This is a genomic window from Paraburkholderia fungorum (genome assembly GCF_900099835.1).
In the GTDB taxonomy this organism is placed as follows: Bacteria; Pseudomonadota; Gammaproteobacteria; order Burkholderiales; family Burkholderiaceae; genus Paraburkholderia; species Paraburkholderia fungorum_A.
This window is the reverse complement of record NZ_FNKP01000001.1, coordinates 837,102-855,998: the sequence shown is the minus strand read 5'-3', so window position 1 is coordinate 855,998 and position 18,897 is coordinate 837,102. Positions and strand designations below refer to the sequence as shown.

The window sequence follows — 18,897 nt, the reverse complement described above, 5'->3', positions numbered from 1 at the left end:
CAGCCAGTCCTGAACGACATCAACGACGTAAGTGGCGCCCGCAGTCCGCGCCACCGCCTTGCCGGGAGTTTTTCGAAACGCTCATGAGCGAAACACACGTCTCTCCACTTTCATCCACCGCGGGGTCCAGCGGCTCTCCTGCCAGCAGCTTCCGTGTCGCCGCATTGCAGATGGTGAGCACGCCGGATCGCGAACGCAATCTGGCCGACGCGGAACGCCTGATCGCCGAAGCCGCCGCCGACGGCGCGCAACTCGTGCTGCTGCCCGAATACTTCTGCTTCATGGGTTTCAAGGACACGGACAAGCTGGCCGTGCGCGAGCCCTGGCAGGACGGCCCGATCCAGCGTTTTCTCGCCGATGCCGCGCGCCGGCACAAGGTCTGGGTGATCGGCGGCACCTTGCCGGTCACGGCACCGGAACCGTCGCGCGTGCTGAACACCACGCTGGTGTTCGACCCGCAGGGCAACGAAGTCGCGCGCTACGACAAGATCCACCTGTTCAACTTCGAAAAAGGCCAGGAATCGTTCGACGAGGCGCGCACCATCCGTCCCGGCGACGAGGTCCGCAGCTTCGAGGCGCCGTTCGGACGGGTCGGGCTGTCGGTCTGCTACGATTTGCGCTTCCCCGAGTTGTACCGGCGCATGGGCGACTGCGCGCTGATCGTGGTGCCGTCCGCGTTCACTTACACCACCGGCCGCGCGCATTGGGAGTTGCTGCTGCGCGCGCGGGCGGTTGAAAACCAGTGTTACGTGCTGGCCGCCGCGCAAGGCGGCCAACATGAAAACGGCCGCCGCACGTGGGGCCACAGCATGCTGATCGACCCGTGGGGCGAGATCGTTGCAGTGCGCGACGAAGGGGCCGGCGTGGTCGCCGGCAATCTTGACCGTGCGCGCATCGACGAGGTGCGACAGAGCCTGCCCGCGTGGCGTCATCGCGTGCTGAGCTGAAACGACATTGAAACTGCGGCGCCCGTCACGCATATAGCGACCGGGCGCTAACCGAATCCTCCGTATCGAGCAGAACATACTTCGCATGAACATCATCGAACCCGGTATCCGTAATCTCGCCACCGCCAAGGACATCCTCCTGACGCCCTACGGTCTCGACGAATCCCTGCTCACCCGCACGCTCGCCGAAATCTTCACGCACAAGATCGACTACGCCGACCTGTACTTCCAGTACACGCGCAGCGAAGCGTGGAGTCTCGAAGAAGGCATCGTGAAATCGGGCAGCTTCAGCATCGACCAGGGCGTCGGCGTGCGTGCCGTGTCGGGCGACCGCACGGCCTTCGCGTATTCGGACGACCTGTCGCCCGAAGCGATCCGTCAGGCGGCCCTCGCCACGCGCTCGATCGCCAAGGCGGGCGGCGGCAAGCAGAAGATCAAGGCGGCCTCGTCGCTGACCGGCATTGCCGGGCGCGATCTGTACCTGCCGTCCGATCCGCTCCACTCGCTCGACGCGACCGCCAAGGTCAAGCTGCTCGAACGCATCGAAAAGATGGCGCGCGGCCGCGATCCGCGCATCCAGCAAGTGATGGCGGGCCTCGCCGGTGAATACGACGTGGTGCTGGTCGCGCGCAGCGACGGCGGCTTCGCGGCCGACATCCGACCGCTGGTGCGCGTGTCGGTCACCGTGATCGCCGAACAGAACGGCCGCCGCGAGATCGGCAGCGGCGGCGGCGGCGGCCGCTTCGACTACGGCTATTTCACCGACGAAGTGCTGTCGCGTTACGTCGACGACGCAGTGCATGCGGCGCTGGTGAACCTCGACGCGCGTCCGGCTCCGGCCGGCGCGATGACCGTCGTACTCGGACCGGGCTGGCCCGGCGTGCTGCTGCACGAAGCGATCGGCCACGGTCTGGAAGGCGACTTCAATCGCAAGGGCTCGTCGGCGTTCGCGGGACGGATCGGCGAACAGGTTGCAGCCAAGGGCGTGACGGTGGTCGACGACGGCACGCTGCCGAATCGCCGCGGCTCGCTCAATATCGACGACGAAGGCAACCCGACCCAGTGCACGACGCTGATCGAAGACGGCATCCTGAAGGGCTACATCCAGGACACGCTGAACGCGCGTCTGATGAAGATGCCGGTCACGGGCAACGCGCGCCGCGAGTCGTACGCTGCATTGCCGATGCCGCGCATGACCAATACGTACATGCTCAACGGCGACAAGGACCCGCAGGAAATCATCGAGTCGGTGAAGAACGGCTTGTACGCGGTGAATTTCGGCGGCGGCCAGGTCGACATCACGAACGGCAAGTTCGTGTTCTCGGCGTCCGAGGCGTACATGATCGAAAACGGCAAGATCACGTATCCGGTGAAGGGCGCGACGCTAATCGGCAGCGGCCCGGAATCGCTGAAATACGTCAGCATGATCGGCAACGACATGAAGCTCGATTCGGGCGTTGGCGTGTGCGGCAAGGAAGGCCAAAGCGTGCCGGTGGGCGTCGGCCAACCCACGCTGCGTATCGACCGGATGACGGTTGGCGGCACTGCCTGATTTTGCAGCAAATGCATACTTCGCGCACAGAAAGCGCGAAGTATGCGGATTTTCCGCATTTTTACCCACTGCAGCTTGTCACCCGAGCCTCAGCGGGGTATAAAGTCACTCACCCTTTTTGACCAGCGACCTATTTCGCCATGTCCGCCAAGTTTTATTTTTACTTTTTTGGCTATCTCAGACCGCTGGCGGATCGAGAGGGGTGTTAGTGCACGAAACACCAAGAATTCCCGAAAAACCGCCAGCTAAGTCTGGCGGTTTTTTTTCGCCCCATTCATTTGAACCGTATCTGAAATTTAGTCGTTGAACACTTTTTGATTGCCGTCTGCCGCTACGCAGGCGAACACGCTAAGAACTGATTCAGGAGAACAACATGCCCCCGCACAACACCGACGATGTCCGTATTCGCGAATTGAAAGAACTCACGCCCCCCGCTCATCTGATCCGCGAATTCGCCTGCGATGAAACGGTGTCCAACGTGATCTACAACTCGCGCAATGCGATGCACCGGATCCTGCACGGCATGGAAGACCGCCTGATCGTCATCATCGGGCCGTGCTCGATTCACGATCCGAAAGCGGCGATGGAATACGCGGGCCGCCTGATCGAGCAACGCAAGCGCTTCGCCGGCGAACTCGAAATCGTGATGCGCGTGTACTTCGAAAAGCCGCGTACTACTGTGGGCTGGAAGGGTCTCATCAACGATCCGCACATGGACGGCAGCTTCAAGATCAACGACGGCCTGCGCGCCGCGCGCGAACTGCTGTTGCGCATCAACGAACTCGGCCTGCCGGCGGGCACCGAATACCTCGACATGATCAGCCCGCAATACATCGCCGATCTGATTTCGTGGGGCGCGATCGGCGCACGGACCACCGAGTCGCAGGTGCACCGCGAACTCGCGTCGGGCCTGTCGTGCCCGGTCGGCTTCAAGAACGGTACGGACGGCAACGTGAAGATCGCCGTCGACGCCATCAAGGCCGCATCGCAGCCGCACCATTTCCTGTCGGTGACGAAGGGTGGCCACTCGGCGATCGTGTCGACGGCGGGCAACGAGGACTGCCACATCATTCTGCGCGGCGGCAAGACGCCGAACTACGACGCGGACAGCGTGAACGCGGCCTGCGCGGACATCGGCAAGGCCGGTCTCGCGGCGCGTCTGATGATCGACGCGAGTCACGCGAATAGCTCGAAGAAGCATGAGAACCAGATTCCGGTGTGCGCGGATATCGGCCGTCAAATTGCTTCGGGCGACGAACGGATTGTCGGCGTGATGGTGGAATCGCACCTGGTGGCGGGGCGTCAGGACTTGCAGGAAGGCTGCGCGCTGACGTACGGCCAGAGCGTCACGGACGCGTGCATCGGCTGGGATGAAAGCGTTGCAGTGCTGGAGGGTCTCGCGGAATCGGTCAAGCAACGCCGTGTTGCGCGCGGCAGCGGCAACTAAAAACGCTTGAGCGGCTGCATCGGCAACCGCTTCGTAGACCGTAGAAAGCCCGGCTCATTCGGGCCGGGCTTTTTGTTTTCTGTGCTTGCATTAGCCGAACGGACGAATGGTGCTTCGCGAGCGGCCTCTGTACCGTAACAACTCATCCGCCGGGTCACTTCCAAGTCGGATGCTACTTGACCGGGCGGTACGTTACGTATAATATTTTGTACACGAAAGGCGGCTATGGAGCATGAAAAAGAAATACGCTGGCTAGGCTCCAGCTTTCGCGATTTACTTGCATTTCCCGAAGAACCACGGCGTCGCGCAGGGTTTCAGCTTCGCAAGATTCAGGCAGGTCTCGACCCTGACGACTGGAAGCCGTTCGATTCTATTGGCGCAGGAACGCGCGAAATTCGCATTCGGGAATCCGAAGGCATTTTTCGCGTGATGTATGTGACGAAGTTCGTCGAAGCGCTCTACGTCCTGCACTGCTTCCAGAAGAAAACGCAAAAGCTGGGTCCGCTCGATAAAAAGATTGCCGAGATGCGGTACCGCGCGATCATCACTGATAGGAAAACTGAACAATGACGACCGACACAAAAATTCGTCACGTGACAAAGCCTGGTGCGAATCTGTTCACCGAACTGGGCTTTTCACCCGACGAGGCGAAGCGTCTGTATGCCGCGTCGCAGAAACAGATCAACGACACGCGACTGCTCAAGGAGCAACTCATGACCGAGCTGTCGAGCTGGATCGAACAGCATCATCTGAAGCAGGCCGAGGCGGCCGAGATTCTGATGGTGTCGCGCCCACGCGTGTCCGACGTGGTCAACAAGAAAACCACGAAGTTCACCATCGACACACTGGTGGAAATGATGAGCCGGATCGGCAAGCCGGTCACTCTGGCGATTGGGTAACAGCCGGACCTACGCTGTGCGGTCGTGCTGCCAAAGTACATCGGTGCCGCCGTCCACACGATTGAGCACGCGCGCGAGCACGAACAGCAGGTCCGACAGCCGATTTACATATTGGCGCGGCGCTGCGTTGATCGTCTCGTCCCCAGTCTCGTTTTCACCGAGCGCGACAATCGCCCGTTCGGCGCGACGGCAAACCGTGCGGCAAACGTGAGCAAGCGCGGCAGCGCGCGACCCGCCCGGCAAAATGAACTCCTTCAGTGGCGGCAGTGCAGCGTTGTAATCGGCAAGCCAACTGTCCAGTCGGGCAAGGTGCTCGCCGGTAATCATCGTGTGGCCGGGAATGCAAAGCTCGCCGCCAAGATCGAACAGGTCATGCTGGATCGCGACCAGCGCCGCGCGCACGTTGTCCGGCAGGTTTTCACACAGCAGCACGCCGAGGTTCGAATTGAGTTCATCCACATCGCCAATCGCGGCAATGCGCGCACTGTCCTTGCGTACGCGGCGGCCGTCGCCGAGACCGGTGGTGCCGTCATCACCGGTACGGGTGGCGATCTTGCTCAAACGGTTACCCATCATTTCTCCCTGCATTCAGTAACGATGCGGCCATGCAATACAGTTCAAGTAGGCTTTAAAAGAAAACACCGCAAATCACCGCCGTACGTAGTCTGAAACGGCCAGGTCGGTCACCGCGTTTATCCATATTGCGCGCATCGTGAGGTCGCCGCCATTATAGGAGCGCGAGCCGGCCCCGACGCCGGTTCACGGGCGATCGGCGTAAAATGAAACACCTGCTGCAAACAGCATTGCCCCAAAGATCAGGAGACAAGCGTGAACCATCCCGTGCCGCCGGCCCCGCTGCGCCGGCCGTTTCCCGCCGAGTTGCTGGGCGCGCTCCAAGCCGCTTTCGGTGAGCGCGTGTCAACCGCCGAGGCCGTTCGCGCGCACCATGGCCGCGACGAATCGCCGTTCGATCCCCAACTGCCCGACGCCGTCGTGTTCGCACGCAACACCGAAGACGTGCAAACCGTCGTCAAGCTGTGCGGCCAGCACAACGTACCGATCATTCCATACGGCAACGGTTCATCTCTCGAAGGGCATTTGCTGGCCGTGCAAGGCGGCGTGTCGATCGATCTGTCCGAAATGAACCGGGTCCTGTCGATTAACGCCGAAGACCTGACCGTCACCGTCGAGCCGGGCATTTCCCGCAAGCAGTTGAATGAAGCGCTGCGCGACACCGGCCTCTTCTTCCCGATCGACCCCGGCGCGGATGCGAGCATCGGCGGCATGGCGGCCACGCGCGCGTCGGGCACGAATGCCGTGCGCTACGGCACGATGCGGGAGAACGTGCTCGGCCTCACCGTGGTTCTGGCAGACGGCCGCGTGATCAAAACCGGCACGCGGGCGCGCAAATCGTCGGCGGGTTACGACCTCACGCGTCTCTTTGTCGGTTCGGAAGGCACGCTCGGCGTCATCACGGAAATCACCGTGCGCCTTTATCCGCAACCGGAAGCGGTGTCGGCCGCCATCTGCGCATTTCCGTCGATGGGCGATGCAGTGCGCTCCGTCATCGAGACAATCCAGATGGGTGTGCCGATTGCGCGCGTCGAATTCGTCGACTCGCTCGCGATCCGCTCGATCAATCGCCATTCGAATCTGACGCTTCGTGAAGCGCCCACGCTGTTCTTCGAATTTCACGGCACGGAGGCCGGCGTCAAGGAACAGGCCGAACTGGTACAGGAAATCGCCGCCCAAAATTCCGGCGAAGATTTCGAGTGGGCGACCCGGCCGGAAGACCGCAGCCGGCTGTGGAATGCGCGTCACAACGCCTATTTCGCGATGATCCAGTTGAAGCCCGGTTGCCGCGCAGTCACCACGGACGTCTGCGTGCCGATCTCGCGCCTCGCCGAGTGCGTGATGGAAACCGAGCAGGATCTGAACGCGTCACCGCTGCCCTGCCCGATCGTCGGCCACGTCGGCGACGGCAATTTCCACGTCGCAATCCTGATCGATCCCAACCAGCCGGAAGAACTCGTCGAAGCCGAGCGGCTCAACCACCGCATCGTGCAGCGCGCGCTGCGCATGGACGGCACGTGTACCGGCGAGCACGGTGTCGGCCTTCACAAGATGGGCTTCCTGCTCGAAGAACACGGCGACGTCGCGGTGGATACGATGCGCTCGATCAAGCACGCGCTCGATCCACATAACCTGATGAATCCGGGAAAGATTTTCGCCTGGGCGGCCTGAGGTATCGAGGTACTGCGAGATATTGCATGGCGCGCGGGGCGTTGATCAAAAACGTCCGCGCCAACCCGACAAGCACGATCAGTCAAAGCTGGAGGAGACAAGTCACATGAACGCACCCGCTGAACTGACGGCTGAAGTACTCGCCCAGCGCCAGCGCGAAGTCGTACAGGCGCTGATGGCCGTATTGCCGACCCACTGTCTGCTGTACCGCGAAGAAGATACCGTCGCTTATGAATGCGACGGGCTCGCTGCGTACCGGCGTCTGCCGCTTGCGGTTGCGTTGCCGGAAACGGAATCGCAAGTGCAACGCATTGTGCAGATCTGCCATCGTCTCGAAGTGCCGATCGTGCCGCGTGGTGCGGGCACCGGCTTGTCGGGCGGCGCCATGCCGATCCGTCATGGCGTGGTGGTGTCGCTTGCACGCTTCAGAAAAATCGTCGAAGTCGACTCGTATGCGCGAACCGCCACCGTGCAGCCGGGCGTGCGCAATCTGTCCATTTCTGAAGCAGCCGCGCCATATGGCCTTTACTACGCGCCCGACCCTTCGTCGCAGATCGCCTGCACGATCGGTGGCAACGTATCGGAGAACTCGGGCGGCGTGCATTGCCTGAAGTACGGCCTCACCGTGCACAACGTGCTGCGCGTCCGCGCGGTGACAATGGAAGGCGAGATCGTCGAGTTCGGCTCGCTCGCGCCCGACTCGCCCGGCCTCGATCTGCTGGCGGTGCTGATCGGCAGCGAAGGCATGTTCGCGATCGTCACCGAGGTCACCGTCAAGCTGATCCCGAAACCGCAAATGGCGCAGGTCATCATGGCCAGTTTCGACGACGTCGTGAAAGGCGGCGATGCGGTGGCAGGCATTATCGCGGCGGGCATCATTCCGGCGGGCCTCGAAATGATGGACAAACCGGCCACGCGCGCGGTCGAAGAGTTCGTCAACGCGGGTTACGACCTCGACGCGGCGGCGATCCTGCTGTGCGAATCGGACGGCACGCCCGAAGAAGTCGCCGACGAAATCGTGCGCATGACGGCAGTGCTGCGCGAACAGGGCGCAACCCGCATCCAGATTTCACGCTCGGAGGCCGAACGGTTGCGCTTCTGGTCCGGCCGCAAGAACGCCTTTCCGGCCGCCGGCCGCATCTCACCCGACTACTACTGCATGGACGGCACCGTGCCGCGCCGCAGTATCGGGCCGCTTCTCGCACGTATCGAAGAAATGGAGAAGCGCTACAGCCTGCGCTGCATCAACGTGTTCCATGCGGGCGACGGCAACATGCATCCGCTCATTCTCTTCAATGGCAACGACCAGGACGAGTGGCACCGGGCCGAGGCGTTCGGTTCCGACATCCTCGAAGCATGCGTGGAACTGGGTGGCACGGTAACGGGCGAGCATGGCGTCGGCATCGAAAAGATCAATTCGATGTGCGTGCAGTTTTCGCCCGAAGAGCGCGACACCTTTCACGCCGTCAAGCGAGCCTTCGACTCACCGGGCCTACTCAACCCCGACAAAGGCATTCCCACGCGAGCGCGGTGCGCGGAGTACGGCAAGATGCACGTGCGTGGCGGCTTGCTGCCGCACCCGGAATTGCCGCGCTTTTAAGACGGCGAAAGAAACGTAAAACTGCTTCGGTGGCGGGTCTTAAGCCCTGCCACCCTGATTACCCGATGCGGGTCCGCTCCTGGTTGTCAGCGGGCCCCTGCCAGGTACAATCGATCGAAACACAACGAAGCAGGACACCATGGAAGAGGACGACATCGTCGCCGTATGGTCGGAACGCGTGCGTTCGGCCAGCGCCGAAGGACGCGCGTTGCGCATCCGCGGCGGCGGCACCAAAGACTGGTACGGCCAGGCGCTGGAAGGTGACATCCTCGACACGCGCGCTTATCGCGGCATCATCGCGTACGACCCGGCGGAACTCGTCATCACCGCGCGGGCGGGCACGCCGCTGCTGGAGATCGAAGCCGCACTCGCCGAGCACCACCAGATGTTCGCGTTCGAGCCGCCGCATTTCGGCCCGCAGGCCACGTTGGGCGGCTGCATCGCGGCCGGCATTTCCGGTCCGCGCCGCCCCGCTGCGGGCGCGGCGCGCGACTTCGTGCTCGGCGCGGTCGTTATGAACGGGCAAGGCCAGAAACTGCATTTCGGCGGACAGGTCGTGAAGAACGTCGCCGGCTATGACGTCTCGCGTCTGCTGGCCGGCTCGCTCGGCACGCTCGGCCTGATCCTCGAATTGTCGGTGAAGGTGCTGCCGTTGCCGCAGGCCGAAGCCACCATCAAGTTCGACATGAACGGCACCGATGCCGTCCGCAAGCTCAACGAATGGGGCGGCCGACCGTTGCCAATTACCGCTAGTGCGTGGCGTCACGGCACGCTCGTCGTGCGGCTGGCCGGCGCCGAAGCGGCGGTGAAGTCGGCGCGTACGTCGCTCGGCGGCGAAGTGGTCGATGCTGTCGAAGCGGAACGTTTCTGGACCGGCTTGCGCGAGCAGACCGACTCGTTTTTCTCGGGCATCCCGCCGAAGGCCGCGCTCTGGCGTCTTGCATTGCCGTCGATTACGGAACCGCTGCAACTGCCCGGCGCGCAACTGATGGAATGGGGCGGCGGTCAGCGCTGGTGGATCACCGACACCGACGCGCAAACCGTGCGCATCAGCGCGAAACAGGCTGGCGGCCATGCCACGATTTTCCGCACCGGCCACGGCTACGACCGCAGCGCCGGCGTGTTCACCCCACTGCCCGCCCCGCTGATGAAAATCCATCGCGGCCTGAAAAACGCTTTCGACCCGGCCCGCATCTTCAATCGCGGCCGTCTCTACTCCGACTTCTGAGCGACGCGATGCAAACCAACCTCGCGGACTTCATTCGCAACACGCCCGATGGCGACGAAGCCGACGCCATCCTGCGCAATTGCGTGCACTGCGGTTTCTGTACGGCCACCTGCCCGACCTACCAGTTGCTCGGCGACGAACTCGACGGCCCGCGTGGGCGCATCTATCTGATCAAGCAGATGGTGGAAGGCGCGCCGGTCACGCGTAGCACGCAGGTTCACCTCGACCGTTGCCTGACTTGCCGCAATTGCGAAACGACCTGCCCGTCCGGCGTGCAATATGGGCGGCTGGTGGAAATCGGCCGCAAGATCACCGAAGAAAAAGTGACGCGTCCGCTCGGGCAGCGGCTCACACGCCGCCTGCTCGCGAGCGTCGTGCCGAACAGCGCGATCTTCACGCCGACCATGAAACTCGGTCAGCGTTTCCGCCCGCTTCTGCCCAAGAAATTGCGCGACAAGGTGCCCGCGCGTCAGCGTCCGCTCGAATGGCCGACCGCGAAACATCCGCGAAAAATGCTGATGCTGGCGGGTTGCGTGCAACCGTCGATGATGCCGAACGTCAACATCGCGACCGCGCGGGTGCTCGACGCACTCGGCGTCGAAACCGTGATCGCGCCCGATGCCGGCTGCTGCGGCGCGATCCGCCTGCATCTCGGCTACAACGACGACGCGCTCGACGACCTGCGCGCGAACATCGACGCATGGTGGCCGTTTGTCGAGCAGGGTGCCGAAGCGATCGTGATGAACGCGTCGGGCTGCGGCGCGACGGTCAAGGAATACGCGCACCTGCTGCGCCACGACCCGGCTTACGCGGAAAAGGCGCGCCGTATTGTCGAATTGACCCGTGATATCTCGGAGATCCTGCCCGAGTTCGAAGAAGCGCTGGTCGCGCAAACGCGCCGCCGCTCGGTTCACACGGTCGCCTTTCATCCGCCCTGCACGTTGCAGCATGGTCAGCAGGTTCGCGGCAAGGTCGAACATCTGCTGGCCGCGCTCGGCCTCGAAGTGCGCCTGCCCGCCGACAGTCATCTATGCTGCGGCTCGGCGGGCACGTATTCGCTGACGCAGCCCAGGTTGTCGTACGCACTTCGCGATCAGAAGCTGGAGCGCCTGCAGGCGCAGGAACCGCAGGTCATCGTGTCGGCGAACGTCGGCTGCATTGCACATTTGCAAAGCGGCACGGGAACGCCGGTCGCGCATTGGATCGAATTGGTCGAGCACATGCTGTCCGTATAATCCAGTCATTGCCTTTCGCTGGACTACCGGTTCCGTTCCATGCCCGATCTGATTCACAATCTCGCAGCGGTGCAGCAGCGCATCGCCGTGGCCGCGCAGGCGGCCGGACGCGATGCGCGTTCGGTCACGTTGCTCGCGGTCTCCAAGACCTTCCCCGCCGAAGACGTTCGCGCCGCGCATGCCTGTGGTCAGCGTGCATTCGGCGAAAACTACGTGCAGGAATCGCTGACCAAGATCGAGACGCTCGCCGATCTGCGCGCGTCGCTCGAATGGCATTTCATCGGGCCGCTGCAATCGAACAAGACGCGGCCGGTTGCCGAGAATTTCGATTGGGTGCATTCGGTCGATCGGCTGAAAATTGCGCAGCGGCTGTCGGAGCAGCGTCCCGATAATCTGCCGCCGCTGAACGTGTGCCTGCAGGTGAACGTGAGCGGCGAGGCGTCGAAAAGCGGCGTGAGCATTGCCGAGGCGGTCGAAGTCGCACAGGCGATCGCCGCGTTGCCGAAGCTGACTCTGCGCGGACTGATGTCGATTCCCGAGCCTGGCGGCGGCATCGAAGAACAACGCGCGCCGCATCGTGCGCTGCGCGAGTTGTTCGAGCGTCTGCGCGACGACGGGCTCGAACTCGACACGCTGTCGATGGGCATGTCGAGCGACCTCGAAGCAGCCGTACTGGAAGGCGCGACGATCGTGCGGGTCGGCACCGCGATTTTCGGCGCGCGAGATTACTCTAACTGACCCTTGGCAGGCCTTCGCGGCCTCCGGGGCGCTTCACGAAACCTCATCCGGAACATCATGAAAATTGCTTTTATCGGCGGTGGCAACATGGCCGCGGCGTTGATCGGCGGCCTCATCAAGCGTGGCGTCGCGCCCGCCGACCTCTACGCGATCGATCCCAACGAAGACGCGCGCAAGCGCAATGAAGATCAGTTCGGTGTGCGCACCGGCGCAGCGGCGGACGAGGCGCTCGCCGCGTATGACGCGGTCGTGCTGGCGGTCAAGCCGCAAATCCTGAAAGCCGTCGCCGAATCAATTGCACCGCATCTGAATGCGTCGCAACTGGTGGTGAGCATCGTCGCGGGCATTCGCATGGACGACATGTCGCGCTGGCTGAACGGCCACGCCCGCATTGTCCGCGTGATGCCGAACACGCCCGCTCTGATCGGCATGGGCGTAACCGGGCTGGTCGCGACCGCGAGCGTCGACGAAGCGGGCCGCGCGCTCGCGTCGCAAGTGCTGGGTGCGGTCGGCGAAACGGTCTGGTTCGACGACGAAGCGAAGATCGACGCCGTCACCGCGATCTCGGGCAGCGGACCGGCCTACGTGTTCTATTTCATCGAGGCGCTGCAGGAAGCCGCGCGCCAGCTCGGCATGGACGAAGCACAGGGCCGCGCGCTGGCTGTCGCGACCTTCACCGGCGCCGCGCAACTGGCCGCGAATTCCGACGAACCGCCGAGCCTGCTGCGTGAACGCGTGACGTCGAAGGGCGGCACGACGGCGGCGGCACTGGCATCGTTCGACGCCAGCGCGATCAAGGATGCGATCGTGCGTGGCGTGCTCGCTGCCGATGCGCGCGCGAAGGAAATGGGCGAGGAGTTTGGTAAGCAGTAAGCGCCGGGACTGAGGACGTTCATCCGCGCCCCTTCATCGTCTTGCGATGAAGGGGCGGCGGGAAATACAGCTACGCAACCGAACGCGGAGCTTTGGCTCGAGTGGGGACTACGCTCCCATCGAGCCGCCGTGGATGACTGGCTGGCGTGCTTGCCACCCCGGCGCATGCGGGAAGCCAGGCCAGCGGCAAAATCTGTCGAAGGCGTGTTTTGCGCTTCACCTCTCGCGTACCCCGCGTTGACAAGCGCCGCCCTGCTTCAAATCAAGACCGCGGCGACTGCCGAAAAAATGCAGCAATCGGCGCTCACCTGTCTCAAATCGCAGCCACCGCATAATGCGCGGCAATCCCGACAAACAGCGCGCCGCCGAGCCAGTTGTTATGCCGGAACGCCGCGAAACACGCCATCCGGTCGCGGTTCCGAATCAGCGTGTAGTGATAGATCGCGCAGCCCACGGCCACCGCCCATCCCAGCCAGTACAGCACGCCGAACCCCAGCATCACGCCGATGCCGACGTAAATGCCCAGCGTCGCCGCGTAGCACAGCATGATCGCCGCGACGTCGAAGCGGCCGAACGTCAGCGCGGACGTGCGAATGCCGATCTTGATGTCGTCGTCGCGATCGACCATCGCGTATTCGGTGTCGTACGCGACCGACCAGAATACGTTGGCGAGCAACATCACCCAAGCGAGTATCGGCACGTGATCCTGGATCGCCGCGAACGCCATCGGAATGCCGAAGCCGAAAGCAATGCCCAGATAGGCCTGCGGAATGGCGAGGAAGCGCTTGGTGAACGGATACGAGCCGGCGACAAACAGTGCCGCGACCGACAACTCCTTGGTCAGCGTATTCAGCGGCAGAATCAGCAGAAATGCCAGCAACGACAAGCCTGCCGCCAGCGCCACGGCTTCCCATGCCTTGATCTTGCCCGACGTGATCGGCCGATTTTCGGTGCGCTTGACGTAGCGGTCGAAATCGCGATCCGCGTAATCGTTGATCGCGCAGCCCGCCGAGCGCATCAGCACCGTGCCCACCGTGAAAATCACCAGCAGCGGCCACGACGGATGCCCGTCGGACGCGATCCACAGCGCGTTGAGCGTCGGCCACAGCAGCAGCAGGCTGCCGATCGGCTTGTCCATGCGGACGAGCCGCAAATACAGGGGAAGTCGGGCGAACATGGGCGGAGTCGGTGGAGTGCAAAGAGGGTCCGGCTATTTTACGGGATGCGGAGTGCGGGGAGCTTTGGCGTGCGCGGGAGGGGTTGGCTCGATTCGGCTTAGCTCGGTCACGCCTAGCGTAGCCAGCCGTGGGCCCACCCGGCGGCGCAATTCGGCATGGCGTGCTGGCTCAGCACACCACCCAAAAACCAGCCGCGCTCAAACGCCCTACCCCCAGCGCCAATAAAAAAAGCCGCCCCGAAGGGCGGCTTCATCAGCAGACACAGGCTAAAAAAGGCCGCCGCCGTATCAATCGTCCAGCAGCGACAGGTCGCGCACCGCGCCCTTATCCGCGGACATCACCAGCTTCGCATACGCCTTCAGCGCCGCCGACACCTTACGCGGACGCACCTTCGCCGGCTTCCAGCCCTTCGCGTTCTGCTCTTCGCGACGACGCGCGAGTTCCTCGTCGGACAGCAGCACGTCGATCGTACGGTTCGGAATGTCGATGCGGATCTTGTCGCCGTCGCGCACCAGACCAATCGCGCCGCCCGCTGCCGCTTCCGGCGAGCAGTGACCGATCGACAGACCCGACGTACCGCCGGAGAAACGGCCGTCCGTCAGCAGCGCACAGGCTTTGCCCAGACCCTTCGACTTGATGTAGCTCGTCGGGTAAAGCATTTCCTGCATGCCGGGGCCGCCCTTCGGGCCTTCGTAGCGGACGATCACGACATCGCCGGCCTTGACCTTGTCGTTCAGGATGTTCTCGACCGCTTCATCCTGCGACTCGGTCACGTGAGCCGTGCCTTCGAACACCAGAATGCTTTCGTCGACGCCCGCGGTTTTCACCACGCAGCCATCCAGCGCGATGTTGCCGGTCAGCACGGCCAGGCCGCCTTCCTTCGAGAACGCGTGCTCGTACGAACGGATGCAGCCTTCGGCGCGATCCGTATCGAGGCTCGGCCAGCGCGTGTTCTGGCTGAACGCGACCTGCGTCGGAATTCCTGCCGGTCCCGCCATATAGAACGTGCGCACGGCTTCGTCCTGCGTACGGACGATGTCCCACTGATCCAGCGCGTCTTTCAGCGTCGGCGCGTGCACGGTCGGCACGTCGGTGTGCAGCTTGCCCGCACGATCCAGCTCGCCGAGGATCGCCATGATGCCGCCCGCGCGATGCACGTCTTCGATGTGGTACTTGTTCGTGTTCGGCGCGACCTTGCACAACTGCGGCACGATACGCGACAGACGGTCGATGTCGTCCATCGTGAAGTCGATTTCGGCTTCGCGTGCAATCGCCAGCAAGTGCAGGATGGTGTTGGTGGAACCGCCCATCGCGATGTCGAGCGTCATTGCGTTTTCGAACGCCTTGAAGCCCACTGCGCGCGGCAGGATGCTTTCCACTTCCTCTTCGTAGTACTGGCGAGCCAGTTCGACGATACGGCGGCCAGCGCGCTTGAACAGTTGCTCGCGGTCGGCGTGCGTGGCGACCACCGTGCCGTTACCCGGCAGCGACAGACCCAGCGCTTCGGTCAGGCAGTTCATCGAGTTGGCCGTGAACATGCCCGAGCACGAACCGCAGGTCGGGCATGCCGAGCGTTCCACTTCGGCCACGTCGGCGTCGGAATACGACGAATCCGCTGCAATCACCATCGCGTCGACGAGGTCGAGCTTCTTGAATTCGAGCGTCTTCGTGACCGGATTCGCGAGCTTCGTCTTGCCGGCTTCCATCGGGCCGCCGGACACGAAGATCACCGGAATGTTCAGGCGCATCGCCGCGATCAGCATGCCCGGGGTGATCTTGTCGCAATTGGAGATGCACACCATCGCGTCCGCGCAGTGCGCGTTGACCATGTATTCGACCGAATCCGCGATGATGTCGCGGCTCGGCAGCGAATACAGCATGCCGTCGTGGCCCATGGCGATGCCGTCGTCGACGGCAATGGTGTTGAATTCCTTGGCGACGCCACCCGCAGCTTCGATTTCGCGCGCGACGAGCTGGCCGAGGTCTTTCAGGTGAACGTGACCGGGCACGAACTGGGTGAACGAATTGACGACCGCGATGATCGGCTTCGAAAAATCTTCGTCTTTCATGCCGGTGGCGCGCCACAGCGAGCGTGCCCCTGCCATGTTGCGGCCGGCGGTAGTGGTTCTGGAACGGTATACGGGCATTGTGGTTGTGGGAGAAATATCGCAGTAAGGAAGCGGGCCGTGGGAATAAAGGCCCTCGTGCGCCCGTGCGAACAACCTTGTGAGCCGCGCTCTGGGCAAACCGCGATTATCCCACAGGCAGTAGGGGTGTGTTGCTCAGGGCGGCGGGAGTGAGTTAGCTGCGAAATGCGTCACGACGATGCGTTCGGGACCGGTTTGGCGCCAGTTTCAATGCAGGCTACGCCGCCCGACGGCACATTGTCAGGAGCGCCACAGTGTGGCGAGCAAAATCGCGCACGCGAAAAAAAACCTCCCGCGAAGGGAGGTTTTTTCGACTTTTCGCCCCGGCATTCAAATGCTGGCCGGGCAAAACGGTCGATCGGCGATCGATCTCAAGCGAGCATCGAGCGCAGCATCCACGCGGTCTTTTCGTGCGTTTGCATGCGTTGCGTCAGCAGGTCGGCGGTCGGTTCGTCGTTCGCTGCTTCCGTCGACGGGAAAATCGCGCGTGCGGTACGCACCACGGCTTCCTGACCTTCCACCAGCTGGCGGATCATTTCTTCGGCAGCCGGCACGCCGTCCGCTTCCGGGATCGACGACAGCTTCGCGAATTCCTTGTAGCTGCCCGGCGCATGCACGCCCAGCGCGCGGATACGTTCAGCGATCGAGTCGACCGCGAGCGCCAGTTCGTTGTATTGCGTTTCGAACATCAGGTGCAACGTGTTGAACATCGGACCCGTCACGTTCCAGTGGAAGTTGTGGGTCTTCAGATACAACGTGTAGGTGTCGGCGAGCAGACGCGACAGACCTTCTGCGATCTTCTTGCGATCCTTGTCGCTGATTCCGATATTGACGTGCTGTACGGCTGCGACTGTGGCTTCTTTCTTGGCCATGATGACTCCTTTGAAGAGTGATACGAACCGGTCGGCAAAATGACGGTTTGCGTAAAGCGAACCTGACACATCGAACGATCGACAGTTTAGCCTGAAATCCGTGGCGTTCGCGCGCACCGTGGTCGCTTGCCGCATTCGCGGTGCGGCTGCAATCACCCGCCCAGCGCGTGTTGCAGCGCCTGCATGACGACCACCGCCAGCCCGCTCGCGACGATCGCGAATCCCATCGCCTTGCGCCATGTCAACGCGTGACGCTGTTGTGCGCCGCGTGCGGCCGGCGCGCCGATTGTGGCCATCATCATCTGGATCATGAACGTGCTCCGCGTACTCAGGTTCGTATCGATACCGGCGGGACGCCGCTGCGCCCCGCCTTGCTGCATTGCTTCAGTGCTTTACTTCGTGCGGCCTTCCTGCAACCGGGCCAGTGCGGCGATGACACCCTCCGCATAAGCCGGGTCGGCGCGGCGGAAATGCTCGATCTGCCGCGCGACGATGTCCTGCGGCACGCCATCGATATGGCGCGCGATATTGCCGAACAGACGCTCACGTTGCGCGTCGTCGAACAGCGCGAACAGCATGCCCGGCTGCGTGTAGTAATCGTCGTCCGCGCGATGGTCGTAGCGATCCACCGTGCCTGCCGCGAGCGGCGGTTCCGACGCGCTCGCGTCCTGAGCGAAGTCGCCGAAACGGTTCGGCTCGTAGTTCACGTTGCCGCCGAGATTGCCATCCACACGCATGCCGCCATCGCGATGGAACGAATGCGGATTGGCCACCCGCGACGCATTCACCGGGATCTGATGGTGGTTGATGCCGAGGCGATAACGCTGCGTATCGCCGTACGAGAACAGGCGGCCTTGCAACAGGCGGTCCGGCGAAAAGCCGATTCCCGGTACGACATTGGCGGGCGTGAACGCAGCCTGCTCGACATCCGCGAAATAGTTTTGCGCGTTGCGATTCAACTCGATTGTGCCGACGTCGATCAGCGGATAGTCTTTCTGCGACCACACCTTAGTGATGTCGAACGGATTGAAGCGATACGTCGCGGCATCCGCTTCCGGCATGATCTGAATCGCAAAACGCCACTTCGGAAAATTGCCCGCGTCGATGTTGCCGAGCAGATCGCGCTGCGCGCTTTCACGGTCCTGCGCGACGACCTGGGCGGCTTCGGCATCGGTGAAATTCTCGATGCCCTGCATCGACTTGAAGTGGAATTTCACCCAGAAGCGCTCGTTGCTCGCGTTGATGAACGAGTACGTGTGCGAGCCGAAACCGTGCATCTGCCGGAAATTCTGCGGAATGCCGCGGTCGCTCATCAGAATCGTCACCTGATGCAGCGATTCAGGGTGACGCGACCAGAAATCCCACGCAGCGACGTTGCTGCGCATGTTGGTGTACGGGTCGCGCTTTTGCGTGTGGATGAAGTCCGGAAACTTCAGCGGATCGCGAATGAAGAACACCGGCGTGTTGTTGCCGACCACGTCCCAGTTGCCCTCTTCCGTGTAGAACTTGATCGAGAAGCCGCGCACGTCGCGCTCGGCGTCGGCTGCGCCTCGCTCACCCGCCACCGTCGAAAAGCGCATGAAAAGCGGCGTTTCCTTGCCGACTTCGGCGAACACTTTGGCTTTCGTGTAGCGCGAGATGTCGTGCGTGACCTTCAGTGTGCCGAACGCGCCCGCACCCTTCGCGTGAACGCGGCGCTCGGGAATCACTTCGCGGTCGAAATGGGCGAGCTTTTCGAGCAGCCAGACATCTTGCAGAACGACCGGACCGCGCACGCCTGCGGTCATCGAATTCTGGTTATCGGCGACGGGTGCGCCAGCGGCGTTGGTGAGCTTCTGTTCGGACATGCGGTACTCCTGCTTGATTTTTATCGGATGAGATTGGGGAGAGAGGCGCGGCACCTGATGCCGGCGTTGCCCGGGGTTGCCGTTCAGCGG

At 62.7% G+C, this 18,897-nt stretch carries 17 protein-coding genes; 11 read left to right on the top strand and 6 right to left on the bottom strand.

Annotated features, from left to right (window positions below):
* Nucleotides 1-83: 83 nt before the first annotated feature.
* The 5 genes from BLS41_RS03875 to BLS41_RS03850 all read left to right on the top strand — a co-directional run bounded on the left by BLS41_RS03875 (nt 84) and on the right by BLS41_RS03850 (nt 4,845).
* Nucleotides 84-947 (top strand): carbon-nitrogen hydrolase family protein, encoded by an 864-nt coding sequence (locus BLS41_RS03875; protein WP_074763088.1) that lies wholly within the window; start codon nt 84-86, stop codon nt 945-947.
* Nucleotides 948-1,032: 85 nt separating this feature from the next.
* Nucleotides 1,033-2,499 (top strand): metalloprotease TldD, encoded by a 1,467-nt coding sequence (gene tldD, locus BLS41_RS03870; protein ID WP_074763087.1) that lies wholly within the window; start codon nt 1,033-1,035, stop codon nt 2,497-2,499.
* 373 nt (nt 2,500-2,872) lie between these two features.
* The gene (aroG, locus tag BLS41_RS03860) at nt 2,873-3,946 is read left to right on the top strand and encodes a 3-deoxy-7-phosphoheptulonate synthase AroG (RefSeq protein ID WP_074763086.1); all 1,074 of its coding nucleotides are present in this window, start codon (nt 2,873-2,875) and stop codon (nt 3,944-3,946) included.
* A 225-nt stretch (nt 3,947-4,171) separates the two neighbouring features.
* Entirely contained in the window at nt 4,172-4,516 is a 345-nt protein-coding gene (locus BLS41_RS03855; RefSeq protein ID WP_074763085.1) for a type II toxin-antitoxin system RelE/ParE family toxin, read from the top strand.
* On the top strand, nt 4,513-4,845 hold the full coding sequence (locus BLS41_RS03850) for a helix-turn-helix domain-containing protein (RefSeq protein ID WP_074763084.1): 333 nt from the start codon (nt 4,513-4,515) through the stop codon (nt 4,843-4,845). Before BLS41_RS03855 ends, BLS41_RS03850 begins: the two co-directional genes overlap by 4 nt.
* Nucleotides 4,846-4,854: 9 nt before the next feature.
* Here BLS41_RS03850 and BLS41_RS03845 read toward each other — a convergent pair whose 3' ends face one another.
* Entirely contained in the window at nt 4,855-5,418 is a 564-nt protein-coding gene (locus BLS41_RS03845) for a cob(I)yrinic acid a,c-diamide adenosyltransferase (RefSeq protein ID WP_074763083.1), read from the bottom strand.
* A gap of 255 nt (nt 5,419-5,673) precedes the next feature.
* On the opposite strand from BLS41_RS03845, the gene BLS41_RS03840 reads away from it, so the two are divergent.
* The 6 genes from BLS41_RS03840 (at nt 5,674) to proC (ending at nt 12,763) form a co-directional block, all read left to right on the top strand.
* A complete protein-coding gene (locus BLS41_RS03840; protein WP_074763082.1) occupies nt 5,674-7,089 on the top strand; it encodes an FAD-linked oxidase C-terminal domain-containing protein in 1,416 nt (471 codons plus the stop codon).
* A 106-nt stretch (nt 7,090-7,195) separates the two neighbouring features.
* Nucleotides 7,196-8,689 carry an FAD-linked oxidase C-terminal domain-containing protein gene (locus BLS41_RS03835; RefSeq protein ID WP_074763081.1) on the top strand — a complete coding sequence of 498 codons (1,494 nt, stop codon included), beginning with the start codon at nt 7,196-7,198 and terminating at the stop codon, nt 8,687-8,689.
* 139 nt (nt 8,690-8,828) lie between these two features.
* Nucleotides 8,829-9,917 carry a glycolate oxidase subunit GlcE gene (gene glcE / locus BLS41_RS03830; protein ID WP_074763080.1) on the top strand — a complete coding sequence of 363 codons (1,089 nt, stop codon included), beginning with the start codon at nt 8,829-8,831 and terminating at the stop codon, nt 9,915-9,917.
* 8 nt (nt 9,918-9,925) lie between these two features.
* A complete protein-coding gene (gene glcF / locus BLS41_RS03825; protein WP_074763079.1) occupies nt 9,926-11,152 on the top strand; it encodes a glycolate oxidase subunit GlcF in 1,227 nt (408 codons plus the stop codon).
* A 39-nt stretch (nt 11,153-11,191) separates the two neighbouring features.
* Nucleotides 11,192-11,890: a YggS family pyridoxal phosphate-dependent enzyme gene (locus BLS41_RS03820; RefSeq protein WP_074763078.1), complete on the top strand. Its 699-nt coding sequence runs from the start codon at nt 11,192-11,194 to the stop codon at nt 11,888-11,890.
* A 57-nt stretch (nt 11,891-11,947) separates the two neighbouring features.
* Nucleotides 11,948-12,763, top strand: coding sequence for a pyrroline-5-carboxylate reductase (gene proC, locus BLS41_RS03815; RefSeq protein WP_074763077.1), 816 nt, complete (start codon nt 11,948-11,950; stop codon nt 12,761-12,763).
* A 313-nt stretch (nt 12,764-13,076) separates the two neighbouring features.
* Here the strand turns inward: proC and ubiA are convergent, their stop codons facing one another.
* From ubiA to BLS41_RS03790, 5 genes are all read right to left on the bottom strand, one after another.
* A complete protein-coding gene (ubiA, locus tag BLS41_RS03810; RefSeq protein ID WP_074763076.1) occupies nt 13,077-13,940 on the bottom strand; it encodes a 4-hydroxybenzoate octaprenyltransferase in 864 nt (287 codons plus the stop codon).
* A 288-nt stretch (nt 13,941-14,228) separates the two neighbouring features.
* Entirely contained in the window at nt 14,229-16,088 is a 1,860-nt protein-coding gene (gene ilvD, locus BLS41_RS03805; RefSeq protein ID WP_074763075.1) for a dihydroxy-acid dehydratase, read from the bottom strand.
* 371 nt (nt 16,089-16,459) lie between these two features.
* Entirely contained in the window at nt 16,460-16,960 is a 501-nt protein-coding gene (locus tag BLS41_RS03800) for a Dps family protein (protein WP_074766264.1), read from the bottom strand.
* A 152-nt stretch (nt 16,961-17,112) separates the two neighbouring features.
* Nucleotides 17,113-17,340, bottom strand: coding sequence for a hypothetical protein (locus tag BLS41_RS03795; RefSeq protein WP_074763074.1), 228 nt, complete (start codon nt 17,338-17,340; stop codon nt 17,113-17,115).
* A gap of 12 nt (nt 17,341-17,352) precedes the next feature.
* The gene (locus BLS41_RS03790; protein WP_074763073.1) at nt 17,353-18,807 is read right to left on the bottom strand and encodes a catalase; all 1,455 of its coding nucleotides are present in this window, start codon (nt 18,805-18,807) and stop codon (nt 17,353-17,355) included.
* Nucleotides 18,808-18,897: the final 90 nt, after the last annotated feature.